This is a genomic window from Lacipirellula parvula (genome assembly GCF_009177095.1).
Taxonomy (GTDB): domain Bacteria; phylum Planctomycetota; class Planctomycetia; order Pirellulales; family Lacipirellulaceae; genus Lacipirellula; species Lacipirellula parvula.
Genome location: NZ_AP021861.1, coordinates 1,807,471 through 1,819,287 on the forward strand (window position 1 = coordinate 1,807,471; position 11,817 = coordinate 1,819,287).

10 protein-coding genes are annotated in these 11,817 nt (G+C 61.1%); 7 read left to right on the forward strand and 3 right to left on the reverse strand.

The window, feature by feature from the left end; genetic code table 11:
- Nucleotides 1-2: 2 nt before the first annotated feature.
- Nucleotides 3-305, reverse strand: coding sequence for a hypothetical protein (locus tag PLANPX_RS06930; protein ID WP_152098030.1), 303 nt, complete (start codon nucleotides 303-305; stop codon nucleotides 3-5).
- A 306-nt stretch (nucleotides 306-611) separates the two neighbouring features.
- Here PLANPX_RS06930 and PLANPX_RS06935 point away from each other — a divergent pair, with 306 nt between their 5' ends.
- The 5 genes from PLANPX_RS06935 to PLANPX_RS06955 all read left to right on the forward strand — a co-directional run bounded on the left by PLANPX_RS06935 (nucleotide 612) and on the right by PLANPX_RS06955 (nucleotide 6,076).
- Complete coding sequence (locus tag PLANPX_RS06935; RefSeq protein ID WP_152098031.1) at nucleotides 612-1,874, forward strand: HlyD family efflux transporter periplasmic adaptor subunit; 1,263 nt, start codon at nucleotides 612-614, stop codon at nucleotides 1,872-1,874.
- A gap of 64 nt (nucleotides 1,875-1,938) precedes the next feature.
- Nucleotides 1,939-3,168, forward strand: a complete 1,230-nt coding sequence (locus PLANPX_RS06940) for an FtsX-like permease family protein (RefSeq protein WP_152098032.1) — start codon at nucleotides 1,939-1,941, stop codon at nucleotides 3,166-3,168.
- A 136-nt stretch (nucleotides 3,169-3,304) separates the two neighbouring features.
- Complete coding sequence (gene devC, locus PLANPX_RS06945) at nucleotides 3,305-4,498, forward strand: ABC transporter permease DevC (RefSeq protein ID WP_152098033.1); 1,194 nt, start codon at nucleotides 3,305-3,307, stop codon at nucleotides 4,496-4,498.
- 23 nt (nucleotides 4,499-4,521) lie between these two features.
- Nucleotides 4,522-5,667, forward strand: coding sequence for an ATP-binding cassette domain-containing protein (locus PLANPX_RS27200; RefSeq protein ID WP_172991916.1), 1,146 nt, complete (start codon nucleotides 4,522-4,524; stop codon nucleotides 5,665-5,667).
- 178 nt (nucleotides 5,668-5,845) lie between these two features.
- The gene (locus tag PLANPX_RS06955; protein ID WP_152098034.1) at nucleotides 5,846-6,076 is read left to right on the forward strand and encodes a hypothetical protein; all 231 of its coding nucleotides are present in this window, start codon (nucleotides 5,846-5,848) and stop codon (nucleotides 6,074-6,076) included.
- Nucleotides 6,077-6,483: 407 nt separating this feature from the next.
- On the opposite strand, the gene PLANPX_RS06960 is transcribed toward PLANPX_RS06955, so the two are convergent.
- A complete protein-coding gene (locus PLANPX_RS06960) occupies nucleotides 6,484-7,842 on the reverse strand; it encodes a TolC family protein (RefSeq protein ID WP_152098035.1) in 1,359 nt (452 codons plus the stop codon).
- A gap of 719 nt (nucleotides 7,843-8,561) precedes the next feature.
- Between PLANPX_RS06960 and PLANPX_RS06965 the strand changes: the two genes are divergently transcribed.
- Both PLANPX_RS06965 and groL read left to right on the forward strand, forming a co-directional pair.
- On the forward strand, nucleotides 8,562-8,879 hold the full coding sequence (locus tag PLANPX_RS06965) for a co-chaperone GroES (protein ID WP_145431987.1): 318 nt from the start codon (nucleotides 8,562-8,564) through the stop codon (nucleotides 8,877-8,879).
- Nucleotides 8,880-9,030: 151 nt separating this feature from the next.
- On the forward strand, nucleotides 9,031-10,653 hold the full coding sequence (gene groL / locus PLANPX_RS06970) for a chaperonin GroEL (RefSeq protein WP_152098036.1): 1,623 nt from the start codon (nucleotides 9,031-9,033) through the stop codon (nucleotides 10,651-10,653).
- A 150-nt stretch (nucleotides 10,654-10,803) separates the two neighbouring features.
- Here groL and PLANPX_RS06975 read toward each other — a convergent pair whose 3' ends face one another.
- Nucleotides 10,804-11,631 (reverse strand): DUF4272 domain-containing protein, encoded by an 828-nt coding sequence (locus PLANPX_RS06975; protein WP_152098037.1) that lies wholly within the window; start codon nucleotides 11,629-11,631, stop codon nucleotides 10,804-10,806.
- Nucleotides 11,632-11,817: the final 186 nt, after the last annotated feature.

Genomic DNA, 11,817 nt, shown 5'->3' on the forward strand with positions numbered 1-11,817 from the left:
GGTTAACGCCGGTCGGTGGCAGGGGGGAGCATCTGCTCCAAGCCGGTTCGCAACGAATCCTGAGCCGCCGATTGCATCAGGTCCTGCCGGTTCGCCGTGAATAGCGCCGCGGCGACATCTTGGTGCTGCATCCAGTCGACCGGCGTGAAGTTACGGATGTCGACGTAAGTTGAGGCCAGGGTTGATTCGACCTTCGGCACCAAGTGGATGCCGCTCGTGGTATTGATCACGTGGTAGTGAAGCGCCCCGTAAAGCAGCGCGCCGCCGACGAACATGCCGAAGAGGAATGTGGGAAGGCGTCGCATGGCGTTTCACTCCGTTGAACCGCGAATCACATGGGGGCGGGAAATCGGCACGATCGTTGCCATCAGTGTAGACTGGCCGCCCGCTCACCCAGAATACGAATTCCGTCCGCCGCCAGTTCGCGGCGGCGGTCGCGTCGCCGCCGGCAGATGCCGCAAGTCCCGATTAAATCAGCGTTTACTGCAGGGAACTCGCCGCGAGAACGATTCTAAGAAATGGGCGTGAAAACGGTCCCCGTGCGCGTAGCGGCAGTTAAACTTTAACCATCCCCGCGGGTTTACCTTTTCCAGCAGCATGTCGGCGTCGCGATGGGCTCACGCAAGATGGTTGATACGCACGATCACTCGACCCGGCCTGCTCGCGGCGCGCTCCTCGGCGCGACGCTTGGCCTGTTGCTGATCGCCGGCTGCAGCCAGAACAGCGGTCCGGTCGCCGTTGCCGCGGGCGCCACGACTCAGCCGACCCGCAACATCGTCGCCCTCGGCCGCATCGAACCAACGAGCGGCGTCATCTCGATCAGCGCGTTGCCGGGCGAGAAACTGACGATGTACGCCCCCGGCATCGAGGCAGGGGCCAAGGTGCCCGCCGGCGGCGAACTCGCCCAAACGGCGACGTTCGACCTGCGGCAAACGCAGCTGAAAGCTGCCGAATTGAAGCACGCAGCTTCGCAAGAGCAGCGTTCGCAAGAACTTCTCGCCGCGCAAGTGCAGGTCGAGCAAGCCCTCGCCACGCACGCGCAGGCCGAGGCGAAGCTCCGCGAAATGCAGGCCCAAGAAGGGAAGCTGAAGAACCTCTCCGAAGCGGCCGCCATCGCCGCCGACGACTACAAGAAGCTCGTCGCTCTCCAAGCGGAAGATGAAGAACTCGTGACGGTTCACCAACTTCGCCGTCGCCAGAACGCGAGCGATCGCGCTGCCAAAGAATACGAAGCGGCCGCCGCTGCATACCCCGACGGCCTTGAAGCCGCTCGCAAGGGTGTCGCTGCCGCGGAAGCTGGCGTGCGGCTAGCGCAGCAAAGCGCCGCGCTCGCCGAAAAGGTCGACCAAACGCTGGCCGCCGATCTCGATCGCCAAGCAGCCGCGACCGCGCTCGACCAAGCGGTCCTCCGCGCTCCGCAGGTTGAAGGGGGCGCCGAAGAGTTCACCGTGCTCCGCACGATGGTCGACCCCGGCGAACTGATCGCCCAAACGCCGGTGATCGAAATCGCCGACCTAACGCAAATGTCGTGCGTCGCCGAGGTCTACGAGGCCGACGCCAAGGAAGTTCAAGAGGGCCAACGCGTGACGCTCCGCAGCCCCGCCTTCACCGGCGACTTCGCAACCGCCGGCATCCCCGGCCGTGTTGTTCGCATCGGTTCGATGGTCGCCAGTCCGGGGCTCACGAATCGCAACCCGCTCGCCCCGAGCGATCGGTCGATCGTGGAAGTCGACGTCGAGATCGATCCCGCCAATGCCGCCGCCACTGCCGAAGCAGCGAGCAAGGTCGGCTTGCAAGTGACGGTCGAATTCCTCGGCGAAGTGAAGAAGCCCGACGTTCCTGCAAAGACGAAGCCCGCCAAGCCGGCCGCCTAGGATTGGGTCCGCCCGCGTCTCGCCGATTCCAGAGAGCGTTGAGCCAGAGAGCGAAGAGATCGCGATGAAAACGCCGCTCGCCTGGAAGAATCTCACGCACAACAAGGTTCGCACCGCCGTTGCGCTCGCCGGCGTCGGCTTCGCGGTGATCCTCATCTTCATGCAGATGGGGTTCAAAGGCGCCGTCCGCAAAACGGCGACGCAAATCTACGACGCGCTCGACTTCGACTTGATGCTCCGCTCGCCGTCGTATCTCCACCTCACCGAGCCGCGATCGTTTCCGCGCGAACGGGTCTACCAGGCCGCATCGCTCCCGCTCATCGCCAGCGCTCAACCGTTCTATCTTGGCCTCAGCGAGTGGCAGGCGCCTCCTCCGCCCGACGCGCCGCCCGATCAGTTCACCGGCGATTGGCGCGGCATCATCACCATCGGCGTCGATCCCCACGACCCGCCGTTCCGCCCCGCCGACCTCCGCGAGAAGTCGGTGCTGCTCACCGATCCGCGATTCGTGTTGATCGACGACAAGAGCAAAGCCGACTTCGGTCCACAGAACGGCAAACGCTTCGGCCCTGCCGATATCGGCGTCGAGACGGCCCTCGGCGGCGGTCGCGTTCGCATCGTCGGCGTCGTTTCGCTCGGCACCGGCCTCGCGGCCAACGGCGCCTGCATCGGCAACTACGCCGGCTTCGCCCAGGCGTGCCCTTGGCAGCCGCTCGACGAAATTAACTTCGGCCTACTCAAGCTCCAACCCGGCGTTGATCCGAACGCCGCTCGCGACGAAGTCCAACGGCTCATCGCCCCGCAAGTTTCCCCCGCGTCGCTCGCGCCATACGCCTCGGCAACGCCGGCCGACGTCGAGGTCCTCACCCGCGCCGAAGTGAACGCCCGCGAAGAATATCGCTGGGTCGTGCAAACGCCCCTCGGCAAGATTTTTAATCTCGGCGTATGGGTCGCGCTGTTCGTCGGCGTGGCGATCGTCTATCAGGTCCTGTCGACCGACATTGCCAACATGATGGGCGAATACGCCACGCTCAAAGCGATGGGCTATCCGAACACCTACCTTGCCCGCGTCGTGCTGCAGCAGTCGGTGCTCCTCGCGCTCGTCGGCTACGTCCCCTCGATCATCATCTCGTGGGGCTTGTACCTGTTCGTCGGCGCCCGAGCCGGCCTGCCGATGGTAATGACCTGGCAAATCGCCGCCACCGTGCTGGTGCTCGCCGTCATCATGTGCGTCCTCTCCGGCATGGCTGCACTAAGAAAACTGTTCCAAGCCGACCCGGCTGATTTGTTCTAGGAGATTACTCACCACGACGGCACAACGAGCACGACGTGAATACGAAAAGAACATCCGTCTAAACTCGTCCACACTTCGTGGCGTTCGTCGTGTCCTTCGTGCCTTCGTGGTTCAATTGAAATTCGTTCATCGCTGAATGTCATCCTTCACCAAAACACCACTGGCCTGGAAGAACCTCACCCACGACTGGCGTCGCCTGATCGTGGCCGTGGCGGGGATCGGCTTTGCGGTGCTCTTGATGTTTACGCAGGTCGGCTTCCAAAACGCCCTGTTCGACAGTCAGGTGAAGATGATCGACGACCTGCAGGGCGACATCTTCTTGGTAAGCCGCGCGAAGTACACGCTCGCCGCCGAAAAACGCTTCGCGCTCGAACTGGTGAATCAAGCTCGCTCCGCCAGCGGCGTCAGCGGCGCCTACCCGCTCTACACGGAACTCACGCTGTCCCGGCTAAAGAGCTTCGACCGCGGCGCTCCGAGCAAGGCGTTTCCGATTCGCTCGATCGGCTTCCGCCTCGACGATCCCATCTTCAACTCCGAACGCATCAACTCGCAACTTGAACAATTGCGGCTCCCGCATGCCGCGCTGATCGATGTTCGCAGCAAACGGGACAACTTTCCGTTCCCGACGGAAAGCGACGCCGAACTCGCGAAGGTGCAAGCGGAACTCGCTGATCGCAAGATCGTGATGGTCGGCACGTTCGACCTCGGCACCGACTTCGCGCACGACGGCAACCTCGCGATGAGCGCCGAGAACTTTGCCGCTTACTTTCCGCAACGCGTCCAGTTCGGCGATCCGTTAAGCGTCGTCGACCTTGGCATCGTGCACGTCGACGACAAAACTCGCACCGAGGAAGTCCGCGACACGATCGATCAAATCCTCGACGATCGCGTCGTTGTCCTCACCCGCGCCCAGTTCCGCGACCAAGAGATCGGCTTCTGGGACAACAGCACGCCGATCGGCATCATCTTCACCGCCGGAAAAATCATCGGCTTCATCGTCGGTATGGTCATCTGCTATCAGGTGATCTACTCCGACATCGCCGACCACATGCATGAGTTTGCCACGCTCAAGGCCATGGGCTACACCACCGGCTATTTCCTGCGATTGATCGTCACCGAAGGATTCTTCCTGTCGTTCGTCGGCTTCATCCCCGGGTTCATTGTGAGCGTTGGCCTCTACGCGTTGCTCGCCAACTCGACGGGGCTGTTGCTGAGAATGACGCCGTACTCCATCACTCAAGTGCTCGTACTCACAATCGCCATGTGCATCGGTTCGGGCTTGCTCGCCGTCCGCAAATTACTCGCTGCCGATCCAGCCAATTTGTTCTAGCACGATTGGCGGAGGACCACTCTATGACTGCTTTTGCTTCACTACCGGCCACCAGCGGCGCTTACTCGCAGGGACCGCAAGTCCCAAAGACTATTAAGGTCTCGCAGCTGAATCACTATTTCGGCGAAGGCGAACTACGCAAGCAGGCGCTCCACCAAAACAATCTCGAAGTCCGTCGCGGCGAGATCGTCATCATGACGGGCCCCTCCGGCTCGGGCAAAACGACGCTGCTGACGCTCATCGGCACGCTCCGCACCGTGCAGGAAGGAAGTCTGAAGGTCCTCGGCAACGAACTCAATGGCGCCTCGCGCGACGAGATCGTCAATCTCCGCCGTGAGATGGGATTCATCTTTCAGGCCCACAACTTGTTCGAATCACTCACCGCGTTTCAGAACGTGAACATGGCGGCTGAGCTGCTCGACATGGATCGCAAGCTTGCCCAGGAGCGGATCGACTACCTGCTCAATCGCCTCGGCCTCGGCCACCGCATTCACTACAAACCGAAGTCGCTCTCCGGCGGCCAGAAGCAACGCGTCGCGATCGCCCGCGGCTTGGTCCACTCGCCGAAGCTGGTCCTCGCCGACGAACCGACCGCCGCACTCGACGAACACTCGGGGCGAGAAGTGGTGACGCTGTTTCAGGAGCTGGCTCGCGACGAAGGGTGCACCATCATCATGGTCACCCACGACAACCGCATTCTCGACGTCGCCGACCGCATCGTGAACATGGTCGACGGCTACATTCGCTCCGACGTCGCCGTCCACGAAACGTCGGTGATCTGCGCGTTCCTCCGCCAGTTCCCGCTCTTCTCCGACCTGACCACGAGCACGCTCACCGACATCGCCGACAAGATGATGGTCCAAGAAGCGGCGCCCGGCGACGTGATCATCCGCCAAGGCGATCCCGGCGAATTGTTTTATCTCATCCGCAGCGGCAAGGTCGACGTGCTGATCGACGACGCGGGCGAGTCACGAAAAGTGGCGGAACTCGACGAGGGCCAATACTTCGGCGAAGCCGCGTTGCTCCGCGACGAGCCGCGCAACGCGACGATCGTCGCACGCTCGAAATCGGTCTTCTACACGCTCGGAAAAGCCGACTTTAAGGATGTCATCGCCCGCAGCAAGACGTTCGTCGACGAACTCCGCAACGTGCTGGCAAGCCGGACTTAGTTTGACGATGCGGCGTGCTTGTTCGAATGCATTTAGACAGGATGACAGGATTTCGCGGATCGACAGGATGAAAGGCCGTGGGGATTGGCCGCGTCTTTGACGTACCTGTCTCCCCTGTTTCTAATCCTGTAAATCCGTGAGATCCTGTAATCCTGTCAAAAAATCAATCGACTCCGCCATGGTCAACGTCACCGTTTCCGATCCGCCAACCGACCCTCGTCTTCGCGAGCTGCTCACAGCCGCCGCCGAGCAAATCCGCGATCAGGTCGAAACGCTCAAGTGCCACTATCACGACTGGCCGAGCGCGGTGAACGTCGAGATCCGCGACGACAAGCGAGTGAAATTCCACGTCCACGCCTGCTGCGTCGATCACCAGAATCGGATCGAAGAGCTGCTGGAAGGCGAATGACCCGCGACTAGAATCGCCGGGCGCAGATTTCGCTTCGAACTGGTCTTCGGTGCTCTCCTTCGGTTCAGTCGGGACCCGACCTGATGAATGATTACGAACGAGAAAACTTTGAAAGAGTAGAAGTCACCGACGATTACGACCACGTCTACCCGTTTTCGTGGTTCTCTTTGTGCGGGTTGCCTGCCGCGGGATGGATGGGGTGATCTTTTTCTACCCCTTGGTGTGGGCAATCGGCACCGGTTTCGCAATTGCGATGATCCTGGGCTACGGCACGGCGAGGGGAATTCTCAAGATTCGAAGCATCAAACGAGCTCTCGCTCTATCGCCAATATGCGGGGGCCTTTGGATATTGTTTTTCTACGTGCTGTTCGCAATTTTCGAGAGCTGACGCCACGAGCCAGGAGTGCCTACTTTCGGCACTTCTCGCAGCTGCACGGCTGTTCGCACGTCTTGCAAGTCGGCGCCACGCAACGCATGCAGTGCCCGTTGCAACAACCTTCGCAGCAAAGCTTCGGTTCAAACCCGCACTCCGCCGCCAGCGCCGCTTGGGCCTTCTTGAGCGTCACCTCTGCCGTTTTTAGCGAGGCGACCTGCTGCACTAGCTCCCCTTCGGCCTCGTACAACCGGCCGCGAGCGGCGCTAATCGCGAAGATCGGCGTATCGTCGGCGTCGCGACGGGCGACGAGGGCGTCGACGTTCTTCTGCCGCGCTTCGACGGCACTGCGAGCGAGCGCCACGCGCTGCTGCTGCATCACGATCTGGTAGACGGCGCCTTTAATCTCCGCCGTCGCGAGTTGTTCCGTATCAGTGTGCAGCATCGAGAGCTGCCGGCACCGCACGTCGACTTCGTGGTCGTTGCACTTGATGCAACGCAGCTTGTGAACGATCCCGTCGGTTGGCTCCACTGAACCGAGCGTCGCGTCCGCCACGCCGAGCACGCCGCGAGCAACGCGAATCGTCGATTTTTCTAAGTTGCACAGCACCAACTCCAGCCCGCGCAAATCAAATCGATTCGGCAAGCCCGCCGCGAGCTCCGCATCGGCGTCGAGCGGCGTCAGGTTCGGTTCCCAATCGGCTTGCGGCCAGAAGAAGGTCGACTCCGACACCGGGCAGCCAAGTAGCTTCTGCAGCTGGCCGTTGAGTTGCACCCGCGCAAAGTCGAGCTGCAACCGCTGGTCCTCCAGCGTCGTCAGCCGCGCGTCGATTTCGTCGCGATCGACTTCCGCCGGCAGACCTTGCTCGCGCAGCTTATCGAGCCGGTCGCGGGTCCGCGTTGTTTCTTGGGTCGCTTGTTCGAGATAGTGCTTGCGGGCTTCGATCGCCGCAAGTTGGTAGAACGCTTCGAGCGCCGCAGCCGCCGCCTTGTTCCGCTCGTCGGCGGCGTGAAGTTCCAGCAGGTCGCGTTGCAGGCACACGTTCTCTGCCACGATCTTCGAATCGCACTCGATGATCACGCCCGCCCAGTGCTCTTCGAGCTTCACTAGGTTGGCGATCGTCGCGTTCGTCGCTGCACGGCACTGCGCATCGGAGGCGGTGAGCAACTCGTAAGTTTCGCCGGGGCTCGGCAGCGTTTGCAGATTGCACTCAACGACGTTGCAATCGGGCGTCAGCTCGCGCAGGTTCGGCGGCAGCGTCTCGCCCGTCGTCTCTTTGAAATTGCACGCCACGTGCGGCGTCGCCGGAATGCAGCACCGCGACGAGCAGCGGCAACCAAGCGACGCGGCCAGCAGGGCAACTCCGAAAGTGGCGAGTGACTTCAGCGGCATGGCATTCGATCGAGGGGACGAAGACGCACGTCTCCCCTCATATCGAGTGCCGCTCGTACGACCCCTAGCAGCTAGCACTATTTTGCCACGGGCGCCGTTCGGGCTGAGTTTGCGGAATGATCGCACGGTAGCGATCGCGCAGAGGCGGAGCTGGACGAGCCCTTCTTCTTTGAACTTGTGGGAGGCGTCTCCGACGCCGATGACGCGCGGCCAGCTCAAGCCGCGGTCGAGTGGTGAGCGAATTCGGCGTCGGAGACGCCTCCCACAAAATTAATCAGCCTCCACAAAACGGCATCTCGCAGCCGTCGATAACTCCTACCTCGCCTGCCAACCTGGCAGCCATTCCCAACGCAACCCTTAACCCCACAGCCTCCGTTCGCCAAAACGGCAGGCCCGCCGCTTTTTGTCATTCCGGCGTAAATCCCAACCCAAAAACAACTTGTGACGATTTCCGAGATTGGCGCAGCGCTTGCTAACGAACCACTCGCCAGCGGAGAGGCTGCGCAAGCGGTCGCGATTCCACCCTTTCGCACCCCCGGCCCCTCCCCCAGCCGCCGCCCATTCGTCACACTGATGGGCTGCGCGAGGCCCAGACCGCAGCCATTAAGGCCGCGGCTCGCCAAATCAACCGTAAACCAAATCCCGCATTCAGCCCGTCACGGGTCGCCGCGGGAAGTTCGCACACAGGCATTCCACACACGCATCGGAGGTTCGTTTCCATGGCAACCGCCACGAAGAAGAAGGCTAAGGTCACGCTGCAACCCCTCGGCGATAAGGTCGTCGTCGAGCGCGAAGAATCGCAGACCAAGACCGCCGGCGGCATCGTCCTGCCCGATTCGGCCAAGGACAAGCCGAGCCGCGGCACGATCATCGCCATCGGCACCGGCAAGCTTCTCGACGACGGCACCCGCGGCAGCCTGCAAGTGAAAAAGGGCGACCGCGTCCTCTTCACCAGCTACGCCCCCGAAACGATCACGATCGATGACGAAGAATTTTTGCTCATGAGCGAATCCGACATTCTTGCCGTGATCGAGTAGTTGCGAGTCGCGAGCAGCGAGTCGCGAGTCAATTGCATTTCTCTCGAAACTCGTAACTCGCCACTGTCGCGACCCGTCGCGTCATACTCCAAACCAACAAGCCGCGCACCCGCGGCGAACAACTCAACCCAACACATAACCGGAGCCACCTATGGCCAAAATGATTGCCTTCGACCAGGAAGCGCGCGACGCAATGCGTCGCGGCGTCCAGAAACTCGCCCGCGCCGTCAAGGTCACCCTCGGTCCCAAGGGCCGCAATGTGATCCTGCAAAAGTCCTTCGGCTCGCCCACCGTTACCAAGGACGGCGTCAGCGTCGCTAAGGAAATTGAACTGGAAGACGCCTACGAAAACATGGGCGCCCAGATGGTCAAGGAAGTCGCCAGCAAGACGAGCGACGTCGCGGGCGACGGCACCACCACCGCCACCGTCCTCGCCGAAGCGATCTTCAACGAAGGCCTCCGCGCCGTCGTCGCCGGCGTCAACCCGGTCCAGATGAAGCAAGGCATCGAGAAAGCGGTTGCTGATATCACCGCCGAACTCAAGAAGATGTCGATCAAGATCAAGTCGTCGCAAGAGATGGCTCAGGTTGGCACCGTCGCCAGCAACGGCGACACCGAAATCGGCAAGATGCTCGCCGAAGCCATGGAGAAGGTAGGCAAGGACGGCGTCATCACCGTCGACGAAGGCAAGTCGCTCGCCACCGAAGTCGAGTGGGTCGAAGGCATGCAGTTCGACCGCGGCTACCTCAGCCCCTACTTCGTCTCGAACCCCACCAGCATGACCTGCGAACTGGACGACGCGTACGTCCTCGTTCACGAAAAGAAGATCTCGAGCGTCAAGGACCTCGTCCCGGTCCTCGAAGCCGTCGTCAACGCAGGCAAGCCGCTCCTGATCGTCGCTGAAGACATCGACGGCGAAGCCCTCGCCACGCTGGTCATCAACAAGCTCCGCGGCACGTTCAACGTCGTCGCCGTGAAGGCCCCCGGCTTCGGCGATCGTCGTAAGGCGATGCTCGAAGACATCGCCGTCCTCACCGGCGGCCAGGCGATCTTCGACGACCTCGGCATCAAGCTCGACTCGATCGGCCTTGCCGAACTCGGTCGCGCGAAGAAGGTGATCGTCGACAAGGACAACACGACGATCATCGAAGGCGCCGGCAAGAGCGGCGACATCAAGGGTCGCATCGACCAGATCCGTCGCGAGATCGAAAACACCACCAGCGACTACGATCGTGAGAAGCTCGAAGAGCGTCTCGCGAAGCTCGCCGGCGGCGTGGCCAAGGTCAACGTCGGCGCCGCGACCGAAAGTGAAATGAAGGAGAAGAAGGCCCGCGTCGAAGACGCCCTTCACGCCACCCGCGCGGCGGTCGAAGAAGGCATCCTCCCCGGCGGCGGCGTCGCTCTCCTGCGTGCCAGCAGCAAGGTGAAGCCGGCCGAGCTAAGCCAGGACCAAGAGACGGGCTACAAGATCGTCGTCCGCGCGTGCCGCGCTCCGCTCACCGCGATCGCCAACAACGCCGGCCAAGACGGCGGCATCGTCTGCGAAAAGGTGATCGCTGCGAAGAACAACGAAGGCTACAACGCCGCGACCGACGTCTACGAAGACCTGGTCAAGGCGGGCGTCATCGACCCGACGAAGGTGACCCGCACCGCGCTGCAAAACGCCTCGAGCGTCGCCACGCTGCTGCTCACCTCGGACGCCCTCATCGCCGAAGCCCCGAAAAAGGGCGGCAAGGCGACCGCGAGCGCCCCAGGCATGGATGACATGTATTAAGAGACGAGCTACTATAAAGAGTGAGCCGCCGGGTTCATCCCGGCGGTCTTCAAACCAAAACGACTTAGCCCCCGGCTCTTTAAGCCGGGGGCTATTTTTTTGTCTTCTCAAAAATACACCGTCGACCGCGACACGTAGCAACTTGATCTGTCACGTAGGAGTTTCTACTTCAGAATAGACAGGCTCCCATCCAATCAACCAGTTCGCGGCCTGGTGGCGCTCGCGGGCGATGCTCAACGCAGTTTCTACATCAGACGGGTGAGCGATGCTAATCGGCTTATCGCCGATCGCCAGGTCGTCGTCGATTAGTGGAATTCCCCGCAGATTGAACTCCGCCCACTGAACTCCCCGAGCATATGCAGGGAAGTCGATCGCTTGTTGTCTTCCCTGCATAAATTGGCGTATTCGCCAATGAACCGCCAGAGCTTGGTTGGCAAACTCCGTTCTGCCAAAGCGCGGATCAAACGAAATGCTATTTTCAATTTCATCTAGCTCGACGCGCTCTGCAAATAGCCCGCACGCCTCACCGCACTCTTGAGTATTGACTACTTGATCGTGAGCCGGCAACGTCATACGACCCAACGATGCAGCGAGGACTGCAGCCCCCTCCCAACGCCAACACGCGTCAACTAAACGCTGTTGATCAAGCTTTCCTGCGGGTGTGCTGATGACTTGAAGTTCTTCTGGCTCGAACGCATCCGACAACTGGGACTTAGTCACCCAATCAATGAGCGACGGCAAAAATTGCTGCTCATCCGAGGCGTCCCACGTGGCTGCCAGGCCGCGCAAAGCTACAGAAGCCAAACAGCATGAACGAAGAAAAACGCGACTCGCATTGGGCGGTTCGAGCTTACCGTCATCCGGTTCCGATATGACAAAACCATCGGGCAGCGGTTGGCCGCGCCGCTCCGTCTCTTCTTGATACCGTATTCGCCAATGTCGTTGCACTTCCGCTTTCTGCTTACTGTAGAGTTCCATGGCTCACCAGATTTTGAGGCCAACAAGTATGTGCAAAGATTGTGACCATGATTTCCGCCAATTGCATTAACATTTCCATGAAACAAATACAAAACGCTCCCACCGCACACACGCCTCCTTAGCCCCCGGTTCTTCAAACCGGGGGCGAACCGCGCCGCCAGACACGCCGCATCGCCCGCTTACGCC